Annotated in this window: 18 protein-coding genes and 5 pseudogenes; 16 read left to right on the forward strand and 7 right to left on the reverse strand. The window is 69.3% G+C overall.

Annotated elements, in window-relative coordinates:
- From AB0N06_RS30550 to AB0N06_RS30560, 3 genes and pseudogenes are all read left to right on the forward strand, one after another.
- A partial coding sequence (locus AB0N06_RS30550) for a glycoside hydrolase family 15 protein (RefSeq protein WP_366137939.1) occupies nt 1-418 on the forward strand: 418 nt, incomplete at its 5' end.
- A 105-nt stretch (nt 419-523) separates the two neighbouring features.
- A complete protein-coding gene (locus AB0N06_RS30555) occupies nt 524-1,117 on the forward strand; it encodes a YbhB/YbcL family Raf kinase inhibitor-like protein (RefSeq protein WP_366137940.1) in 594 nt (197 codons plus the stop codon).
- A gap of 190 nt (nt 1,118-1,307) precedes the next feature.
- A pseudogene (locus AB0N06_RS30560) lies at nt 1,308-1,472 on the forward strand (alpha/beta hydrolase); the annotation flags it as partial.
- On the opposite strand, the gene AB0N06_RS30565 reads toward AB0N06_RS30560, so the two are convergent.
- From AB0N06_RS30565 to AB0N06_RS30580, 4 genes are all read right to left on the reverse strand, one after another.
- A complete protein-coding gene (locus AB0N06_RS30565; protein WP_366137970.1) occupies nt 1,454-1,666 on the reverse strand; it encodes a hypothetical protein in 213 nt (70 codons plus the stop codon). The pseudogene AB0N06_RS30560 and the gene AB0N06_RS30565 sit on opposite strands and share 19 nt — an antisense overlap.
- Before the next feature lie 409 nt (nt 1,667-2,075).
- The gene (locus AB0N06_RS30570; protein WP_366137941.1) at nt 2,076-3,740 is read right to left on the reverse strand and encodes an amidohydrolase; all 1,665 of its coding nucleotides are present in this window, start codon (nt 3,738-3,740) and stop codon (nt 2,076-2,078) included.
- A 10-nt stretch (nt 3,741-3,750) separates the two neighbouring features.
- The gene (locus AB0N06_RS30575; RefSeq protein WP_366137942.1) at nt 3,751-5,223 is read right to left on the reverse strand and encodes a sodium:solute symporter family protein; all 1,473 of its coding nucleotides are present in this window, start codon (nt 5,221-5,223) and stop codon (nt 3,751-3,753) included.
- Nucleotides 5,223-5,435: a hypothetical protein gene (locus tag AB0N06_RS30580; protein WP_366137943.1), complete on the reverse strand. Its 213-nt coding sequence runs from the start codon at nt 5,433-5,435 to the stop codon at nt 5,223-5,225. The genes AB0N06_RS30575 and AB0N06_RS30580 overlap by 1 nt, the downstream gene beginning before the upstream one ends.
- Nucleotides 5,436-5,566: 131 nt before the next feature.
- Between AB0N06_RS30580 and AB0N06_RS30585 the strand changes: the two genes are divergently transcribed.
- The 3 genes from AB0N06_RS30585 (at nt 5,567) to AB0N06_RS30595 (ending at nt 7,789) form a co-directional block, all read left to right on the forward strand.
- A complete protein-coding gene (locus tag AB0N06_RS30585) occupies nt 5,567-6,601 on the forward strand; it encodes an AsnC family transcriptional regulator (RefSeq protein ID WP_366137945.1) in 1,035 nt (344 codons plus the stop codon).
- A 64-nt stretch (nt 6,602-6,665) separates the two neighbouring features.
- Nucleotides 6,666-6,890: a hypothetical protein gene (locus AB0N06_RS30590; RefSeq protein ID WP_366137946.1), complete on the forward strand. Its 225-nt coding sequence runs from the start codon at nt 6,666-6,668 to the stop codon at nt 6,888-6,890.
- Between the two features lie 104 nt (nt 6,891-6,994).
- Nucleotides 6,995-7,789, forward strand: a complete 795-nt coding sequence (locus tag AB0N06_RS30595) for a hypothetical protein (RefSeq protein WP_366137947.1) — start codon at nt 6,995-6,997, stop codon at nt 7,787-7,789.
- Nucleotides 7,790-7,821: 32 nt separating this feature from the next.
- Here the strand turns inward: AB0N06_RS30595 and AB0N06_RS30600 are convergent.
- Nucleotides 7,822-8,577, reverse strand: a pseudogene (locus AB0N06_RS30600) (transposase); the annotation flags it as partial.
- Nucleotides 8,578-8,688: 111 nt separating this feature from the next.
- On the opposite strand from AB0N06_RS30600, the gene AB0N06_RS30605 reads away from it, so the two are divergent.
- The 3 genes and pseudogenes from AB0N06_RS30605 to tnpA form a co-directional block, all read left to right on the forward strand.
- The gene (locus tag AB0N06_RS30605) at nt 8,689-9,939 is read left to right on the forward strand and encodes an IS256 family transposase (protein ID WP_366137948.1); all 1,251 of its coding nucleotides are present in this window, start codon (nt 8,689-8,691) and stop codon (nt 9,937-9,939) included.
- Nucleotides 9,940-9,992: 53 nt separating this feature from the next.
- A complete protein-coding gene (locus AB0N06_RS30610) occupies nt 9,993-10,547 on the forward strand; it encodes a hypothetical protein (protein WP_366137949.1) in 555 nt (184 codons plus the stop codon).
- Between the two features lie 45 nt (nt 10,548-10,592).
- A pseudogene (gene tnpA / locus AB0N06_RS30615) lies at nt 10,593-10,854 on the forward strand (IS200/IS605 family transposase); the annotation flags it as partial.
- A 792-nt stretch (nt 10,855-11,646) separates the two neighbouring features.
- Here tnpA and AB0N06_RS30620 read toward each other — a convergent pair.
- Entirely contained in the window at nt 11,647-12,576 is a 930-nt protein-coding gene (locus tag AB0N06_RS30620) for an ADP-ribosylglycohydrolase family protein (RefSeq protein ID WP_366137950.1), read from the reverse strand.
- A gap of 327 nt (nt 12,577-12,903) precedes the next feature.
- On the opposite strand from AB0N06_RS30620, the gene AB0N06_RS30625 reads away from it, so the two are divergent.
- The 3 genes and pseudogenes from AB0N06_RS30625 to AB0N06_RS30635 form a co-directional block, all read left to right on the forward strand.
- Nucleotides 12,904-13,668: a GNAT family N-acetyltransferase gene (locus AB0N06_RS30625; protein WP_366137968.1), complete on the forward strand. Its 765-nt coding sequence runs from the start codon at nt 12,904-12,906 to the stop codon at nt 13,666-13,668.
- Between the two features lie 726 nt (nt 13,669-14,394).
- Nucleotides 14,395-14,667 carry a DUF6225 family protein gene (locus tag AB0N06_RS30630; RefSeq protein WP_366137951.1) on the forward strand — a complete coding sequence of 91 codons (273 nt, stop codon included), beginning with the start codon at nt 14,395-14,397 and terminating at the stop codon, nt 14,665-14,667.
- Between the two features lie 138 nt (nt 14,668-14,805).
- Nucleotides 14,806-14,946, forward strand: a pseudogene (locus tag AB0N06_RS30635) (HAD family hydrolase); the annotation flags it as partial.
- 311 nt (nt 14,947-15,257) lie between these two features.
- Here AB0N06_RS30635 and AB0N06_RS30640 read toward each other — a convergent pair.
- Nucleotides 15,258-15,590, reverse strand: a pseudogene (locus AB0N06_RS30640) (LysR substrate-binding domain-containing protein); the annotation flags it as partial.
- A 15-nt stretch (nt 15,591-15,605) separates the two neighbouring features.
- On the opposite strand from AB0N06_RS30640, the gene AB0N06_RS30645 reads away from it, so the two are divergent.
- The 4 genes from AB0N06_RS30645 (at nt 15,606) to AB0N06_RS30660 (ending at nt 17,996) form a co-directional block, all read left to right on the forward strand.
- Entirely contained in the window at nt 15,606-15,770 is a 165-nt protein-coding gene (locus AB0N06_RS30645) for an NUDIX domain-containing protein (RefSeq protein WP_366137952.1), read from the forward strand.
- 210 nt (nt 15,771-15,980) lie between these two features.
- Complete coding sequence (locus tag AB0N06_RS30650) at nt 15,981-16,877, forward strand: sulfurtransferase (RefSeq protein WP_366137953.1); 897 nt, start codon at nt 15,981-15,983, stop codon at nt 16,875-16,877.
- A complete protein-coding gene (locus tag AB0N06_RS30655; RefSeq protein ID WP_366137954.1) occupies nt 16,874-17,812 on the forward strand; it encodes an MFS transporter in 939 nt (312 codons plus the stop codon). Before AB0N06_RS30650 ends, AB0N06_RS30655 begins: the two co-directional genes overlap by 4 nt.
- A 31-nt stretch (nt 17,813-17,843) precedes the next feature.
- Nucleotides 17,844-17,996: a hypothetical protein gene (locus AB0N06_RS30660; RefSeq protein WP_366137955.1), complete on the forward strand. Its 153-nt coding sequence runs from the start codon at nt 17,844-17,846 to the stop codon at nt 17,994-17,996.
- Nucleotides 17,997-18,303 lie beyond the last annotated feature (307 nt).

Genomic DNA, 18,303 nt, shown 5'->3' on the forward strand with positions numbered 1-18,303 from the left:
CAGTGACGAACTGGACGCCTCGGCGCTGATGCTGCCCATCGTCGGCTTCCTGCCTCCGCAGGACCCTCGCGTCCAGTCCACCGTGCTCGCCGTCGACACCCAGCTCACCGACCGCAACGGCCTGGTCCGCCGCTACCTCGGCGACGAGATCGAGGAAGCGGAAGGAGCCTTCCTGCTCTGCACCTTCTGGTTCGCCCACGCTCTCGCCCTGACCGGTCATGTCGTCCGTGCACGGCAGGTGTTCCAGGCCGCTCTCGCACACGCCAACGACGTCGGCCTGCTTGCCGAGGAGACGGACCCCGCCACGGGCGAAGCCCTCGGTAACTACCCCCAAGCCTTCAGCCACATCGGACTCATCAACGCCGCCCGTGCCATCCGCGACGCCGGGCAGCAACCCCCATCGCAAGGGATCGAGTAAGACCGGTCCCCGACATGGATCGGGGACTGCCGCACGTACGCCGCTGGGGGGGCGGACCAGCGTGGATGACTCATCTTGCGCACCCGCCTCTCTACAGTGAGCGGCATGCGAGGACACCCGACCCTGACAACCGTCGCGGCCACGGCGGCACTGCTGGCGTGCGCCTCCTGCTCCGACACATCAGAAGCCGCCCCCGACGCACACACGTCCTCCACGGCCACCACGCGCACCACCACTGCGCCCGCCGGACCCCTCACCCTCACCCGGGGACAGGGATTCGACCGCACCGGAGCGTTCACCTCGCTCATGACCTGCGACGATCCAAGGGATTACTCGCCAGGTCTGAACTTCGCGAACGTGCCGACCGGAACACGGGAACTCGCCCTGACCATGGTCGACCTCGATATCCACAAGACTCACTGGCTCCAGCTCGGAATCCCCCCAAGTGCCCACGGAATCAGCGCCCACCACCTTCTCCCAGGCGCCCGTGAGGCACTCAACGACTTCGGGGAGGCCACCTACGACGGACCATGCCCACCCCACAGCAGCACCCACAGGTACCAGCTGACGCTGTACGCGCTCCACGAACCGATCCCCACCTCCTTCGACGGCAGCACGCCGCCTGCCCGGACCCTGCAGGAGATCAAGCGGCGAGCCTTCGCCTCGGCGGTGCTCGTGGCCCCCTACACACGCCACTGACGCAAGACCCAGCGATCAGGCAACCCAACGTACCCGGGCGTCGTTAGAGTGCCTGAAAGATCGCATGAGTCCGGAATGTGGCAGGGCCCGAGGCCTGGCCTCGGGCCCTGCCACACCCATGAAAGTCCGCACCGTCCCATGCTTCGTGAGCCGACTGAGGGGAACATTTATCCAATCCGCCGGTGGGCTCATGACTGTTTCTGACGGCGGACCGCACGTGAATGGCGGCGCCAAGGCCACCGAGAATTCGACCCTGTCGCTGGACGACGGCGACATCCACGGCTCCGCATCCTCGACCCGCTCGTGGGACCCGCTGGTTCCGATGCTGACCGGATCTCACCGCGTCATCCGGGTCCGCAGCGTGCGGTGTGCCGGATCCAGATCATCGGTCCGCAGCGAGCACAACTCCTCGCGCCGCAGTCCGGGTCGGCTCAGCACTCGCGGGATCGCTGCACGGCCGGCACCACTGCGTGGCAGCGGCCAGAGTCCGGCGACGCCCGCACCGCTGACACGGACCCAGAGCGGGCTGGCCCGCAGCACACGTCTCATCCACCACCCGCCGCCCACCGCCACAGCCACAGCCACAGCCACAGCCACAGCCACAGCCACAGCCCAGACACCCACGCGAGCACCAGGCACACAACCCGCTGTCCGGGCGCAGCCAGCGCACCTTCAGCGTGCCCTCGCGCGCGGCGGTCAGGTAGGTGCCGGTGGGATCGGGCCGGCCGTTGAGGACACCGAGCAGAGCGTCCTGCCAGCCGGTGATGCCAAGTGAGTGGAGCAGGCGCTGAGCCCACAGCAGACCGGCCAAACGGTCGGCCGGACTCGAGCTGGCCGCATCCGACGAAGACAATCGGCGAGTGCTCGCGGTCCTGGCTCTCTTGAGCAGGGGACTTTGAGAAGCCGGGGCAGCGTGACAGCCACGTTGCCCCTTCGTGAAGGCCAGGAGCAGCGGGCCTCAGGAATCGGCGGACCACATCTGGCGGCCGCCGACCCAGGTGGAGCGGACGGGGATCTCGGAGATACCGTCCGGGTCGGTGTCGAACGGGCTGGCGCCCAGCACCACGAAGTCGGCGAGCATCCCCGGCGCCAGGCGGCCCTTGAGGTGGGACTCGCCTGTGGCGTACGCGGATCCGGCCGTGTACACCTCGAGTGCCTGGGCGACCGTCAGCCGCTGGTCGGCGCCGAGTACCCGGCCTTCGGCGGTGCGCCGGGTGACCATGGTCTGGACGGCGAGCAGCGGGTTGAGCGGCCCGGCCGGGTAGTCGGAGGATCCCGCGACCGTGATGCCGGCGTCCAGCAGGGTGCGGTGTGCACACGCCCGCTCGGCGCGCTCGTCGCCGTAGTAGCCGCTGAGCTTGGCGCCATGTCCGTGGACGAAGGCGCCGAACGGGACGGGGGTGACCCCGCTGCGTCGGATCCGTTCGACCAGAGTGTCGTCCACCAGGCTGCAGTGCTCGATCCGGTGGTTGACCGTGTTCTGCGGGTGCAGGGCGCGGGCCCGCTCGATGGCGTCCAGCACCTTGCCGACCGCCAGGTCGCCGTTGGCATGGACGCCGACCCGGAGCCCGGCGGCGTGCGCCGCCTCCACCATGGCTGCCAGCTCCTCGTCGCCCATCACCTGGATGCCGTTGTCACCGCCGGTCTCCGCCCGGTACGGCCTGCTGCACAGACAGGTACCGCCCGCCAGCGCGCCGTCGGCCATCAGTTTGACGCCGACCACCCGCACCCACTCGTCGCCGAAACCCGCGCGCAGCCCGGCCCGGCGCAACTCGTCGAGGTACCGGTACCACAGCAGCATGCCGACCCGGGCGGTCAGCCGTCCGCGCTCGGACGCGAGCTGGTACAGCTGCAGCTCCTTGGGGGTGACCAGGGCGTCGCACCAGGAGGTGATGCCGGTGGCGTGCAGTTCGGCGCAGACCTCTCCCAGTGGCTCGACGAGGTCCTCGATGCTGTGGCTGGGCAGGAACTCGGGGTCGCCGACGGCCCGGTACCACTGGTCGAACCAGGCCCGCTCGTACATCCAGCCGTCCAGCCGCCCGGTGGCGTCCCGGCCCAGGTCGCCGCCGGCCGGCGCGGGATCGTGGTCGTGGAATCCGGCGAGTTCCAGCGCGGGCGAGTTGGCGATGGCCATGTGGTAGGAGAAGTGGATGATCACCACCGGGCGGCCCGGGGCGAGGGCGTCCAGGGCGGCACGGTCGAGTCGGCCCTCGGGGTCGGCGCGCGGGTCATAGCCCTCGGCGGTCACCCAGCCGCCGGGTGGGGTGGCCGCGACGGCGGCGGTGATGCGCTCGCGCGGCGGTACGGAGGTGTCCCCGCTGCCCAGGTGGAGACGCAGCTTGGCCTCGGCGAGGCCGGAGGGGTGACAGTGCGCGTCGTGGAAGCCGGGTACGACATGGCCGTCACCGAGGTCGATGCGCTCGGCGGCGGGGAAGGCCGCGGACAGTTCGGCCGCACCACCGGTGGCAACGATTCGGCCGGCCAGGACGGCAAGGGCCTGGGTCTGCGGTCCGGCAAGGGTGGTGATCGCGCGGGCGTGGAAGATCCGTACCTTCTCCGGCCGGTACGGTGCGGCAGCCGAAGCCGGGTGGGCGGATTGCGGAAAGGCGGTCGGTGTCGTCATGGCGGGCTCCTCAGACTGCGGCGGATGCGGATGTGGATGCGGGGGCGGACGGCTCGTCCTGGAGTACGGGTGCACCGCTGCAGGCCCGCAGCACGAGCTCCACGGCGACCGCGACCACGACGTTGACGGCAAGCGAGATCAGCCCGGTGCTGATGGCGCCGTGGTAGGAGCTGCCGAAGGTGAGCCAGATCAGTACCGCCTCGCCGGCGACGATGCCGGCGGCGGCCGACCAGGCGCGCAGCAGCGGGCGGCGGGTGAGTGCGGCGGCGGTGGCGGGTGCCATCTGTCCCAGACCGCTGTACGTGAGCAGCAGCAGGTTGGCCAGTGCGTCCGGGCGGGTGATCGCGAGCACCAGCGCGAGGGCGATGGCGATGACGACCGTGCCGTGGTTGACCAGCAGGCCGGTGCGAGCGTCGCGCGGGCGCAGCACATTGCGGGCGACCAGGGTGGACATGCCGAGCACGATGCCCGCGGAGGGCACCATGGCGGTCGCGGCGGCGGCCACCGCGATGACACCGAGCAGCCAGTCGGGCATCGCGCCGGAGGCCAGCTGCAGCAGGACGCCGTTGGCTGCGGGCGAGGCCGCGCCACTGAGCGTGGTCAGCGCGGTGAAGCCGACGATCATCGGGATGGCCTGGGTGGCGCTGTACACCGGCATCCAGATGCTGTTCTGGCGCAGCGCCCGCTCGCTGCCGGCCGCCATCAGGGCGGGCCAGCTCTGCGGCATCGTCAGGAAGAGGATGCTGAAGAGGCTGGTGAGCATGGAGGTGAAGAACCACACCTGTCCGTGCGCCCCGGCGGCGGGCACGCTCAGCAGCTCCGAGTGGTGGTCGCGCAGTTGGGCGCCGAGGTGGCCGATGCCGCCGTTGAAGTGCGCGGGGACCATCACCAGCAGCACCAGCAGCGCGACGACCATCAGGCCGTCCTTGAGGTAGGCCGCCTTGGCGACGCCCTGGATGCCGGACCACAGCACGAAGGCGGCCACCAGCACCGAAGCCGCGATCATGGCGGGGGTGCCGGCGCCCTCGTTGCCGGTGGCCAGCTCGATGACCAGGCCGAGTCCGGTGATCTGCAGTTGCAGATAAGGCAGCAGGAAGACGACGCCGAGGAGAGAGGTGAGCCCGCCGAACAGCCGGCTTCCGTAGCGGTCGGCGAAGAAGTCGCCCTGGGTGAGATAGCCGCGGTCGCGTCCCATCCGCCAGATGACGGGGGCGATGGCGTACAGGCCGACATAGGCGAGCGGCAGGTAGGGCAGCGCGTAGGTGACGGCCACACCTGAGGTGAAGGCGAGTCCGGCGAGGCCGAGGAAGGTGAAGGTGGTGTAGATCTCGCCGGCCTGCAGCAGCCAGGTCGTGAAGGCACCGAAGTTACGTCCTCCGACGCTCCACTCCTCCAGGCTGGCAGCGGGCCGGCGGCGGCCGAGCAGGCCGAGGGCGCCGATGGCGACCATGCCCAGGATGCAGACGAACAGGGTGACGGACATCAGAGCTCCTCCCCGGTCAGTGCGGCGGCCGCCTTGAGGCGGCAGCGCTCCACATAGGCCAGCGCGGGGGTCAGTGCGAGCACCCACCCGACGGACCAGACCAGCAGCGAGGGCAACCCCAGCCATAGCTGGGGACCGTTCGCGAAGGGCAGCCAGACGGCCGCCAGCAGCGCCACCACGGGCACCGCGAGAAGTGTCAGCGCAAGGGGCATGTTCGTGCTCCGGATTCCGGAAAGGGCTCCAGCCCGCGTTGCTTGCGGGGCGGGATCGGATCGCAGCAGCATCGGACCGCGCTGGCATTCAGGTCTTGATTTCGCAGCAAACCGGCGTTCAGATGGCGTGCATGAAGTTTTCCGCCGACCTGGACGAGACGGACCTTGCGCTCGTCACCGCGCTGCAGTCCGCCCCGCGGGCCTCCTGGGCACTGGTCGGCCGGGCACTGGGCATCAGCCCGGTCACCGCCGCCCGGCGCTGGGAGCGGCTGCGGAAGACCGGGCTGGCCTGGGTGACCGCGTACGGCGGCGACTTCGTCGCCCGGCACCATGTGGTGGCATTCGTCGAGGTGGACTGCGTGCCCTCGCGGCTGTCCGCGGTGGTGGCCGGGCTGGTGGAGCAGCCACAGGTGGCCAGCGTGGAGCACACCTCGGGGCGGCAGGACCTTCTGCTCACCGTGCTGGTCTCGGACCTGGCGGCACTCTCCCGGCTGCTCACCGAGGTGATCGGCCGGTTGGACGGGGTGCTGGCCACGCGCAGCCAGATCGTCACCGAGCTGCTCACGGAGGGCTCCCGCTGGGACCTGCGGGCCCTTGACCTCAACCAGCGGCAGGTGATGCGCGACGGTCGCGACGACCTGGCGGTCCAGGCGTCCGACCCCACCCCCTCGGCGGAGGACATCCCGCTGATACTGGCGCTCGGCCGCGATGGACGGCTCGGCTATCAGGAACTGGCGCAGCTCACGGGGATGAGCGAGTCAACCGCCCGGCGGCGCACCACGCGGCTACTGCGCACCGGCGTGCTGCTTCCACGGTGCGAGATCGCGCACTCGCGGTCCAACTACCCGGTGTTCGCCACCTACCGCGTGAACGTCCCGTCGGCCGCATTGGCGCGAGTGGGCTCCGGGCTGTCCGGGGTGCAGTCGGTTCGGATGTGCGCCTCGATCTCCTCGGCACACAACCTGGTGGTCAACGGCTGGGTGCGATCGGTGTCGGACAGCCGACGCTTGGAGGAGTACCTGGTGGAACGGTTCCCGGAGATCACGGTGACCGACCGGTCGCTCACGCTGGCGAACTTCAAACGGATGGGCTGGATCCTGGACGACGAAGGCCGCGCGGTGCGACCGGTCCCCATCGACCTGTGGCGTGCACCCGCCATAGTGTGACGGCGGGTGTGAAGGGCGCGGCGGGTCGGGGCGGCACCCGGTGCACCGGACCTACGCTCGCGATGTGACGGTTCTTGGGGCGGGGCCTGCTGATGCGAGCGGCATGCGGGCGGATGAGGCACGGCTGGCGGAGGTGCCGTCGGTGGTGCTGATGCAGCCGACGACGCTGTGTAATCTCAACTGCTCCTATTGCTATCTGCCGGACCGAAAGGTGTCGCGGCGCATGAGTGTGGGGGTCGCCCAGGCGGTGGCGACCGGTGTCGAGAATGGGCCGGGAAGCACCCGGTAGCCGTGGTGTGGCACGGCGGTGAGCCGCTTGCCGTGGGCCCGGCGTATTTCCGTTCTCTGGTTGCACCGTTCGGGCCAGGCGAGGGGCACGAGGTAACGCATGCGGTGCAGACCAACGCCACGCTCATCGACGAGGCGTGGTGCGAGGTGTTCTCGACGGTCCCGGTCCGGGTGACGGTGAGTGTCGACGGCCCGGGTGAGGCGAACGCCGCACGGGTGGACTGGGCTGGACACCCGAGTCTGGACCGGGTCGTGAGCGCGATCGGGATGCTGCGCCGGGCCGGCATCGACTTCAACATGATCGCGGTAGTGGCCGACGTGGCTCCCGGGGCGGCCACCGCTCTGTACCGGTTCGCCTGTGAGTTGGGCTGCGACAGCCTGGGGGTGAACCTGGCTGAAAAGAAGGGCGTGTACGGGGGTGGACAGGAGGCGGAGGGCGGGGTCGTCGGGTTCTGGCAGGAGCTTGCGGCCTGCTGGCAGGCCGATCCACGCATCCGGGTCAGGGAACTCGACCATGCCTACACCTACATCCGTGAGGAGCTGGCCGGCGCCGCGGCTCAGCGCGCTGACCGTTCGATGATGCCGTTGCCCCTGGTGGCTTGGGACGGAGACTTCCTCCCGATCGGCGCGGAGCCGGCGGGCTTCCGCTCGCCCCGCCATGGCCCGGTCTCCGCAGGCAACGTCCTGGACACCCCGCTCGCCGTCCTGGCGGCCCGAGCGCACAAAGTGCCCTGGGTCGCCGAAGCCCTCGCGGGCGTGACCAACTGCCGCAAGCACTGCGATTACTTCGCTTACTGCCGCGGCGGCCAAGCGGCCAAGCGGCCAACAAGTACTTCGAGACCGGCCGCCTGGACAGTACCGAGACCATCTACTGCCGTACCAGCAAGATCAACCTGGTGACTCCTCCACCCCCTGAAGGGGGTGGCTTCTCGCTATGCCGGTTGGGCTTCGCGACGGGCCAGCCCGGCCCGTAGAACGTTCAGGGCACCCACTGTGTCGGCATGCGCGGTGTGGCCGCACACGGTGCAGTGGAACGCCTTCTGGGTGGGCCGGTTCTCCTTGGCGGTGTGGCCGCATGCGGGGCACCGCCGGGAGGTGTTGCGGGGGTCCACGGCCATCACTTCCCGTCCGGCGCTTTCAGCCTTGGCGGTCAGGATCGTCAGGAACACCCCCCTACCGGCATCGTTGATCGATCGGTTCAGCCCGGCTTTGCCCGCGGCTTTGTTGGGCAGGAAGCTGCCAGGCCGGCCGGGGTCGGGCTTCGGTGCGGGTGCCCGGCTCATGGTGCGGATCTTGAGGTCTTCGTGCGCGATGAAGTCGTGTTCGCGTACGAGGTCGAGCGCGGTTTTGTGCGCGTGGTCGAGGCGCCGGCGGCGGACCTTGCGATGCAGGGCGGCGACTGTCTCCACGGCCTTGCGGCGGCGCTTGCTGCCGCGCTTGCACCGGCTGAGCGCCTGCTGCGCGGCTTCGAGCTTCGCGGTGGCCTTGCGGCCGTGACGTGGGCTGGGCACGAACTGACCATGTGAGTCGGCGAGGAAGTTGGCTATGCCCAGGTCGATACCGACCACGCTGCCGGTCGGGGGCGAAGGCTCGGGTGCGGCCTGTTCCGCGGTCAGCACGACGAACCACTTACGGCCCTCGCGCTTGACGCTGATGATCTTGACCTTGCCGGCCACCGAGCAATGCTCAAGACCTGTGGATCGGTTCCGGGACGGCGCGCAGAGGGCGTACCTTCCCGAATGATCTTCAAGGTCTCCGAGTAGGCCCGCGTTGCAGCGCGGGTCGGGAAGGCACGCCCAGTGCTCAGCGTAGTGAATGCCGACGGCACCACCGAGTCCGGCTCCTTGATCGACGAGATCGTGCGCGAAGGCGCCCGCCGTATGCTGGCCGCAGCGCTGGAAGCGGAAGTCAACCAGTACATAGCCGACTTGGCCGCCGAGACTGACAGGTCCGGCAGGCGGCTGGTGGTCCGCAACGGTCATCACCAGCCCCGCACCGTGGTTACCGCGGCAGGTCCGGTTCAGGTCACCGTCCCGCGGGTCAACGACCGGCGTATCGACGAGGCCACCGGTGAACGGCAGCGGTTCTCCTCCAGGATCCTTCCGCCGTGGTGCCGCAAGTCACCGAAGATCTCCGAGGTTCTGCCACTGCTCTACCTGCACGGGCTGTCCTCTGGCGACTTCGTGCCCGCGCTGGAGCAGTTCCTGGGCGGCACCGCCGGCCTGTCGGCTGCGACCGTGACCCGGCTGACGAAACAGTGGAGCGATGACCACGCCGCCTTCCAGGCCCGGGACCTGTCCGACCGCGACTTCGTCTACGTGTGGGCCGACGGCGTGCACCCCAAGGTCAGGCTGGGGCAGGCGCGCTCGTGCGTGCTGGTCCTGCTCGGGGTGCGCGTGGACGGCACGAAGGAACTGATCGCGATCGCGGAAGGCCTGCGGGAGTCCACCGAGTCGTGGGCCGACCTGCTGCGCGACTGCCGCCGCCGTGGCATGCGCGACCCGGAGCTGGTGGTCGGCGACGGTGCGATGGGCCTGTGGAAGGCCCTGGCCGAGGTCTTCCCCGCCGCCCGCCACCAGCGCTGCTGGGCCCACAAAGCCAGGAATATCGCCAACGCCCTGCCGAAGTCCGCACAACCTGGCGCAACAAAGGCCCTGCAGGAGATCTACAACGCCGAGGACCGTACTCACGCCGAGAAGGCCATCGAGGCGTTCGTGAAGACCTACGGCACCAAGTGGCCCAAGGCCACCTCGAAGATCACCGATGACCGGGATGCGCTGCTGGCGTTCTACGACTTCCCGGCCGAGCACTGGATCCACCTGCGCACCACCAACCCGATCGAGTCGACGTTCTCCACCGTCAAGCTCCGCACCAAGGTCACCCGCGGCGCCGGCAGCCCAGCCGCAGCCCTGGCCATGGTGTTCAAGCTCGTCGAGTCCGCCCAGGACCGATGGCGTGCGATCACCGGAGCCCACCTGGTCGCCCTCGTCCGCGCCGGGGCCCGGTTCGAGAACGGCGTCCTGGTCGAGCGCCAGGAGCAGGCTGCGTGACCAGCCGATTATCAGGTACGCAGATCCGCCTCGGCAGTGCGAAACTGCCCCCCATGACCAGGCCAGAGCTCTCTGAACTCGATTACTTGCGGGAGATCGAACGGCTCGCCAAGGAAGTAGCCTCCGCAGCGGCTGGTGAGCAGTGGTACGCGGACGACAGCAAAGGCGAGGGGCCGCTCCAACGCAGTATCAACGCCCTGGGACGGGCGCTGCTTCACTACCACTTCCCACTGGACGGGTGCCTGGAAGAAGAGGCAGAGCGCCAGCAGGTTCCTCTCGCCGCCGTGGCCGTCATCCGCCCCGATGCCATGCCCGTCGGCACCGACGAGACCTACCCGCATGCCTGCGCTCGGCTGGGAGTGGAAGTACGTCCCGACGGGTGGGCATTGTGGGAGACTTGGGTCGACGGCAAGGCGAAGGTCACCATGGTCGTCTCCGCCGTGGACACCACAGAGGGGCTGCTCACCAACTGGGCCAAGGGCAGAGATGTGCTCCCGGTCATGCCCCTGCCCTCCCAGATCGCTCAGGTCCACGCCGGCTGGACCGGCTGGGCGTCGGTCTTCTCTCCCTACGGCAAGAGAAAGCTAGGCCTCAGCGGTCAAGCCTGATCCACAGGTATTGACTATTGCTCCCGGCCACCGGCCGGTGCGTTCAACGGCGAAGAGGACCACGTGCACCTGTTGGTGCACTATCCGCCGAAGGTCGCCCTGTCGAACCTGGTGAACAGCCTCAAGGGCGTCTCCTCGCGCTACCTGCGCGCCGAGTTCACCGGCCGCGTGAACCGGGCCACCATGCACGGACTTCTGGTCCGGCTCCTACTTCGCCGGATCCTGCGGCGGCGCACCACTCCAAGCGGTCAAGGACTACATCGAGAACCAGAAGCGCCCTGGCCAAGGCTCAAGCACTCCGAAGTGATGCTGCGACGCCCCGCGCCACAGGCTTCAGGATCGGATTCCCTCCCCGCCCCGTCCACGGACAGTGGGACATCCGGGTGAGCGGACAGCTCAGGTCCGCACTGGCGGACAGTTGATCTCCCTGTCCGGTATGACAATTCGCCGCCCGTGTGGCTCAGCGCGCGGGTAGCTGGCGTAGGGGTATCGGGCAAGCGACGTCTGGCACGAGGTTGAGAAGCAGGTTGTCACGGTGCCCGCTTCTTCATCCATGACGTGTCCTCGCCGCTGTGCCCGAGAGATCCCGCCTCCCAAGCCCGCACATCGCGGCGAGCATCCCGCACATCGCGCCACATGGCTGTTCCGTCGCGGATGCGACTCCTGCGTCGTCGTGCTCTCCAGTCGATCCAGGAGGCGAGCGCGAGAATCAATATGAGAGGCACCAGGAAGAACCACATGGCCTAAATCGTGCCGTGGCTCAGCAACGTTGGCCAGATGCGGACCGGGAGGCAACGCGGGAACTCGATTGCCGTGACCGGACCTTGACACGCCCAGTCGGGAGTCTCCTGCGCCTTTCAGGTTCAGATACAGGCTCGCAGGGGCAGGAGCGACTCGATGTGTTCTGCGGCTTCTTGCGGGAGATCGGGCGGCGGTTGGGCTAGCCGGTGCTGATGTATCCAGAGGGTGCCTATGGCCATCGGTGCTCTGCTTCGATGTCGAAGCTGATCAAGTTGCCCTCCTTGCGGAGCCGCTGGTCAGGTGACTGCGGCTGAGGGCTGGAGTTCCTAGAAGGTGCCGTCGCGGAGCGGGACCCGGTTCAGCCTGCGAGGCGGTGTGCAAGGTGGAGCAGATCTGCCAGGTGCAGCACCCGTCCATCGAATCCTGGGAGGGGGACATGGAGCGGCTGGGTCCAGTGGGCGGGAATTGCATCCAGCCCGTAGTACGCCCCCGCGAGGCCTCCGGTCACCGCGGCGACGGTGTCCGTGTCACCGCCGAGGTCGACCGCCGCGCGTATCGCGTCTTCGAAGCTGGTGGTGGAGCGCAGGGCCCAGACGGCGGAGCCCAGGCAGGGCCAGACGGCACCGTTGAACTCGGTCGCCTGATCGGGGTGCCAGTCGGGTGCGAGGACTGCGGCGTAGCGGCCGCGGTGGTCGGGGTGGACAAGAGCCAGGATGTCCGGGAGGACGATGAGGGGGTCGGTCTCCTCGAGCGTGACGCGAATGAGTTCGTGGAAGATCGCGGTGCCTTCCCAGGCTGCGCGGTCACCGTGGGTGAGGGCAGCGATGCGGCGGGCCGCGTCCATAGTGGCTTCTTGGCCGGCGGCAGCGAAGTGGACCGCGGAGGTCGAGGCCCGCATCAAGGAGCCGTTTCCCGCTGCACGTTGGTTGACCTGGAAATGGATCGCGGCGGCGAGGTCCCAGGGCATGCCGTTGGTCAGGACGTCTTCGGTCTGCAAGCCGATGTCCTTCGGTTCTGATGCTGCCCACCGCTGGAAGCGGGCGAAGATGTCCGACAGATCCAGTCCGCCCCGCTCCAGCAGCGACTCCGCGACCAGGATGGCCATCTGAGTGTCGTCAGTGGCCTCGCCGGGGTCCCAGCCACCGCCTCCGCACATCTCGCCGCCGGCACCAGGCGCGGGAAACCGCGCGGAGAACGCTCCCTGGGGGCCAAACTCGAAGGGGCCGCCCAGGGCGTCACCCACCGCTGAGCCGACGACCGCGCCAGCGGCCCGCTGAATCCGCTTCATTCGCGCAGGTTATCTGTGCCGCGCCGACGGCCGCGCGGCCCTGTTTCCTTCTTCGGCTCCCCGAACTATCGGCGGCGAACGCGTCTCGTCTACGGAGATGCGCCGCCTGAGACACCCTGGGCCTGAGAGGACGTTCTGAGCCGGTCGGCCCGCCGCGGCCTGAGCCCAGGGCCGACACTCGGCCCCACCACACCTCGACACACCGTCAGACACCCACACACCCAACAACGTGAAAACGCCTCGGCAAGCCCTCTTTCGGATGAGATCGTGTCGGGCATGAATGGGAAGAGACAAACTGTGTCCGATGATTCCGATCTGCTGGGCAGGATGGAGCAGAACCTGGCCGAACGCGCCTGCCACCTGCACCGCCACATGAAGCACTCAACCGTCACCGAGACAGCCGATCTCGTGATCGCCGACAGCGGGCTCGACGACGACACCTTCAACATCGTGGCGGCGGCGCGCTTCACCAACGACACCGCTCCCGACAGGGTGGCAGAGGCCGTCCGGGCGCTGACCGCGACAGGCCGGCCCTTCTCCTGGTGGGTCGGCCCCGCCACCACGCCCCCGGACATCGCCGTGTTCCTGACCGGCGCCGGCCTCGAGGCGTCCGAGACCGAGACCGGCATGTGGATGGACCTGCGCACCACCCCACTGGAGCCATACGCCGACGGCTTGGACATCCGTCTCGTGACGACTCCCGAACAGCTCGCCGAGTACGCGATGATCCTGGCCGCGAACTGGGACCCGCCGGCCGCCACGGTTCGCCGCTTCTACACCGATGCGACCGAGTGGGCTCTGGCGCCCGACTGCCCCGCGCGCTACCTCATCGGATACGTGGACGGTCGACCGGTCTGCTCGGCCGAGGTCTTTCTCTTCGCGGGTGTCGCCGGAATCTACAACATCGCGACCCTCGCTTCCGAACGCCGCCGCGGTTACGGCGGAGCCGTCACCCTGGCCACCTTGCGCACGGCCTACAACGAGGGCTACCGCACCGCGGTCCTGCAGGCGTCCGCGGACGGAGAACCCGTCTACCGCCGTCTCGGATTCCAGACCTGCGGCCAGTTCACCGAATACGCGGCCACCCCCTGAGACCCCCGGCCGGGCCGGGAATTCGCTGTCATCTCGGACACGCGGCCACACGCCCGACCAGCTGTGGTCGGGGCTGCGCACCGTGCGAGCGGAGACGTGGACGGAGGCCCATAGGCGCCCCGACCATGACGGCTCGGTCGGCGCTCGCAGCGACGTCGCGCTACGCCCTGGCGTACGGGCTGGTCTGCTGCCTGCGCACGTCACGGACTGCTGCTCCTGGGAGCCGACGGCGGTCGCGATGTCTGCAGCCTCCCCTCGACACAGCTTGCACGGCTCGTCGGTGAGGGCCCAGCCCGTCAAGAAGATCCTGCAGCCGCATTCGCCGCAGGAGCCACGCGGCGGGCGCCCTTCGGCTGGCGCTGCGCCGGACTGCGGTCGCGCTGTCGCCGCTTACCGAAGTCCCGAGTTCGCATGGGGTGCAGGCGCCGGACGGGCCGCGCTGGCTTCCGGAAGAAACGGGTTCTGCAGTGAGCATCGCACTCAGCTACTCGACGACACAGCATGACATGCCTATGACCGCTCCCCGCCTGTGCCCGTCGAAGGTCGAACACTGGTTGACCTGCAAGGCCTGCGACGGTTTTGCCGCTGCGTGTCCGATGTCGTTGAGGGTGAAAAGCGTCAACGGATCGCTCTGCTGAGGTGGCAACGTGCTCCGGATCAGTGCTCTGGCCCGGGGCACAGCCGTGTCTTCACCGGCAACGCGGCCCGGTCCGGCACTCTGTGCCCATGACTGACGTCTTCGAGCACACCCCGCAGGTCTGGAACGCCGCGCAGCTGCGCGACGCACTCAGAGACCTGCCCGATGACGCACCCATCCACATCGGCGTGGCAGACGACCCCGGCGACTTCGACGGATACCGGGAATTCGTCCTCGTGGACGCGCATCAGGTGGAGAACTGGTGGCCGGCCACCTCCACGGCGCCGGAGCGTACCGAGACAGCTGAGGCGCTGACGCTGTTCGCCGACTGGGAGCCGGGCGCATACGACCGTCTGGACTGAACCGGCGAGATCGCCGCCATGCTGCACGCGGTCATCCAGGAGTGGGACGCTCAGCACGGCGACGTCCAGCGTCGTGGCTTTGTTCACAAGTTGCGTCGCCGGTCAACCACTTCGTCCTTCAGGTCCCGTACCCCCCACTTGTGCGCGTCCGCGTGGACGATCGGCATCGTCACCAACGGCGCCGGCGACATCCAGCGCGTCAAGCTCGCCGCGACCGGCCTCGCTGACCTGGTCGATGGCGTCGCGGTCTCTGGAGACCTGGAAATCCGCAAGCCGGACACAGCCGGGTCCCCGACGCGGTGGATGGCCGCAGACTGCAGCTGCTCCGGGTGTGAGTAGTGGAGGTACAGGAAATCCCGGTGAGATCGATCATGGTCGGCCAGCAGGCCAGGCATGGCTGCCGCTGGGATTCGCGGAGAGCTCGCCGGACGGGCGGCGGCGCTGGCTACGGTCCGGTCGTGCCGGTGGAGTTTCTGACTGATGAGCAGGCCGAGGCGGACGGACGGCTCGTGGAGGAGCCGACCCGCCGTTTGCCCGTGCCGTGCCTCCCGGCAGGGGCGGATGCGCGTTTCATCGGCTGGTCCGGCGGGCTAGGGAGCGGGTGTGTAGCCGCGGGTGCGGACGAGGTCGTGGGTGAGCTGGGTGAAGGCGCGGGTGGCGGCGCTGCGGTAGGCGCCCTCGCGGTGCAGGAGGGTGACGGTGCGGGTGGGCAGGGGCGGGTCGAGGGGAATGGGGGTGAGGTGGGGGTGGTCGTGGGTGATGGCGTCGGGCAGGACGGTGGCCAGGCCGGTGCGTTGGACGATCTCGGTGAGGGCCTGGATGGAGTTGGCCTCGACCGTGATGCGTGGGGCGGCCCGGTGGCGGGTGAAGTAGGCGTTGATGTGGCTGCGGGTGGCGAAGTCGCCGCTGAGCAGGGCTAGTTGTTCGTCCTTGAGGGCGTGGACGAGGGCCAGCTCCTGACCGCCCGTTCCCACGGCCGCGACCGGTTCTACCTGCCCGGCGGCAAGCCCGAGCCCGGCGAGACCCTCGGGCAGACCCTGGTCCGCGAGATCCGCGAGGAACTCGGCGTCACCCTGGACGCCTCCACCGTCACCCCCTGCTGATGGTGGAGGCCCCGGCCGACGGCAGGCTTCGCGGGTGGGTGTGTGATGGACACGGGAGTACCACGGCGGGGTCAAGTCGGGGCTGTTCCTGGCCGGCTACGTGGTCGACGGGGATACGGAGGAGGATGTGGCAGCCAATCTCGAACGCGTGGCGGACTGGTTCTCCGACAACACCCGGTGGCGGCCCGCCAATTCCTCCGGAGGTACCGCATGAGCGCGACGACATCCCCCACCACCGCTGCCGCAGGGCTGCCCGGCCCGCTCGTCGACACTGACTGGCTGGCCGCGCGGCGCGGGGCGGGCGTGGTCCTCTTCGACGCCTCCGTCGGCGCCCATCGGGGTGCGGCCGCGCGCATCCCCGGGGCCCGGCCCTTCAACCTCGACGGGGAACTGTCCGACCACACCTTCGCCGTGCCGCACACCATGCCCGGCGCCCAGAAGTTCACCGAGGCCCTGTGCGCGCTCGGCGTGCACGACACCGACACAGTCGTCGTCTACGACGCGCAGGGCATCTACTCCAGCGCCCGCGCCTGGTGGATGCTGCGCGCCATGGGCTTCGACCGGGTCGCCGTCCTCGACGGCGGCCTGCCCGCCTGGACCGCGGCCGGCCACCCGGTCGAGCCCGTGCCCGCTGCGTACGACGGCCCGCGCGGCACCTTCACCGCCCGGCCCCAGCCCGGCCTGATCGTGGATGCCGACGCCGTCACCGCCGCCCTCGCCGACCCGGCCGCCGCCGTCCTCGACGCACGCACCCGCGAGCGGTACGCCGGCACCGCGCCCGAGCCGCGCCTGGGCCTACGCGGCGGCCACATGCCGGGTTCCGCCAGCCTTCCCTTCGGGGAGCTCCAGCGGGACGGCGGCGTGATGCGACCGGCGGACGAGCTGCGCACGGCGTTCGAGGCCGCGGCGGGGGATCGCGAGCAGCTGTACTTCAGCTGCGGCTCCGGGGTCACCGCCTGCGTCCTCGCGCTCGGGGCCACCCTGGCCGGCTACCGCGATCTCGCCGTGTACGACGGCTCGTGGAGTGAGTGGGGCCTGTTCTCCGACCGGCCGGTGGCCACCGGCGAGGCGGCCGGCGATGCCACCGGCGAGAGCAGCTCACCGTGAGCGCGGGACGCCGCGGCGACAGGCTCACCGCGAAATGGCGGACCTTCACCGGTCTGCCGGCCGACCTCAAGGCCTTGATCGGCCTGTCCTTCGTCGTCGCCCTCGGCAGCAACATGGTCACCCCGTTCATCGGGGTGCTCATGGTCGAGGCTGTCGGCCTGGACATCCGGGTGGCAGGCGTCCTGGTGGCGGTGGCCACCTTCATCCAGTTCGGCGGCAGCATCCTCGGCGGCCCGGTCGTCGACCGGCTCGGGCTCAAGCGGACCATGGTGCTCGCGCTCACCCTGCGCACGGCCGGCCTGGTCCTGTTCGGCCTGGCCGTCAGGGTGCCCTCGGCCGCGTACCCGGCTGTCATCCTCGTAGCGGGCGGTCCGGCGCTGTACCTCCCGGCGAACAAGGCGTACATCGTCACCAGCGTCTCCGACGCACCGCGCCCGCTCTTCCTCGGGGTGAGCAGTGCCGCCCTCAACGCGGGCATGGGGCTCGGGCCGCTGCTCGCCGTGCTGCTGATCGACGCCGACCCGGTGCTGCTGCTCATCGGTCTCGCCGGGCTCTTCGCACTGATCACCGCGGCCCACCAGGCCGCCCTGAAGCCGGTCGAGCGTCGGCCGGCCGCGGCCCCGGCGGCGACCGGAACCGAGGTGGCCACCGGGAGGCGGGCGGCGCTCCGCGGCGCGCTCCGCCCGGTCCTCTTCACCGCCCTCGCCTTCTACCTCTACTTCTTCTTCCAGAGCTTCATGGGCCTGTACGCGGCCGGGGTGTCCAACCTCCAGGTCCTCGGCTGGGTGATGCTGCTCAACTGCGCCATGGTGGTGCTACTCCAACCGGCATGTGCCGACCACATCGCGCGTGCCGACTACCGCCTGCTGGTGGTCGGCTCGTTCGGACCGACGTGTTGCCTGAGGTTGTCGGACGTGACGAGTTTGCCGCCTTGATCATCAGGACCGACTACGACGATGAGCCGGCATGGCAGGCGGTGACGGCAGCAACGCCCCCGGCGTCGCGGTCGAGACTCTGTGGCGCAGCGGCAGATCCGGGGGACCGAAGCTGCCGGCCGGGACGCTGATCTGCACCCAGCTCAAGAACTCGAAGCAGAGAGCATGCCTCCGTCTCGGGTGACACCGCGATATCTGTCCGGGCTGGATCGCTCTGCTCTGTCCGAGGGACTCGCCAGGTGTGACTGAGCGCCCTACCTGGTCCGGCTGGACAACTCCGATGCTCAGAATCGGCCCGGCGGCCGGCTGTGAATCCGGCCGACAGCGCCTTGATGCCTGGGCTGAGCGAACACGGCACCGCGGCGACGATGTACGCGACCACCCCGAACAGCCTCTGAGGCCGGCGCCCGAGCTGGTCCGACAGTGGCCCGGCGGCGACCTGCCCGCGGGGCAAACCGATCAGGCATGCGGTCACGGGCAGCTGCTCGGTC

Source organism: Streptomyces sp. NPDC051020, assembly GCF_040683105.1.
In the GTDB taxonomy this organism is placed as follows: domain Bacteria; phylum Actinomycetota; class Actinomycetes; order Streptomycetales; family Streptomycetaceae; genus Streptomyces.

Bases quoted from the DNA above. Each gene is read 5' to 3' on its own strand.
- AB0N06_RS30620 (WP_366137950.1), bottom strand. From the start codon at position 12,576: ATGAAGCGGATTCAGCGGGCCGCTGGCGCGGTCGTCGGCTCAGCGGTG.
- AB0N06_RS30650 (WP_366137953.1), top strand. From the start codon at position 15,981: ATGAGCGCGACGACATCCCCCACCACCGCTGCCGCAGGGCTGCCCGGC.
- AB0N06_RS30625 (WP_366137968.1), top strand. From the start codon at position 12,904: ATGGAGCAGAACCTGGCCGAACGCGCCTGCCACCTGCACCGCCACATG.
- AB0N06_RS30580 (WP_366137943.1), bottom strand. From the start codon at position 5,435: ATGCCCCTTGCGCTGACACTTCTCGCGGTGCCCGTGGTGGCGCTGCTG.
- AB0N06_RS30565 (WP_366137970.1), bottom strand. From the start codon at position 1,666: ATGAGACGTGTGCTGCGGGCCAGCCCGCTCTGGGTCCGTGTCAGCGGT.
- AB0N06_RS30610 (WP_366137949.1), top strand. From the start codon at position 9,993: ATGACCAGGCCAGAGCTCTCTGAACTCGATTACTTGCGGGAGATCGAA.
- AB0N06_RS30575 (WP_366137942.1), bottom strand. From the start codon at position 5,223: ATGTCCGTCACCCTGTTCGTCTGCATCCTGGGCATGGTCGCCATCGGC.
- AB0N06_RS30570 (WP_366137941.1), bottom strand. From the start codon at position 3,740: ATGACGACACCGACCGCCTTTCCGCAATCCGCCCACCCGGCTTCGGCT.
- AB0N06_RS30555 (WP_366137940.1), top strand. From the start codon at position 524: ATGCGAGGACACCCGACCCTGACAACCGTCGCGGCCACGGCGGCACTG.
- AB0N06_RS30585 (WP_366137945.1), top strand. From the start codon at position 5,567: ATGAAGTTTTCCGCCGACCTGGACGAGACGGACCTTGCGCTCGTCACC.
- AB0N06_RS30660 (WP_366137955.1), top strand. From the start codon at position 17,844: ATGGCAGGCGGTGACGGCAGCAACGCCCCCGGCGTCGCGGTCGAGACT.
- AB0N06_RS30630 (WP_366137951.1), top strand. From the start codon at position 14,395: ATGACTGACGTCTTCGAGCACACCCCGCAGGTCTGGAACGCCGCGCAG.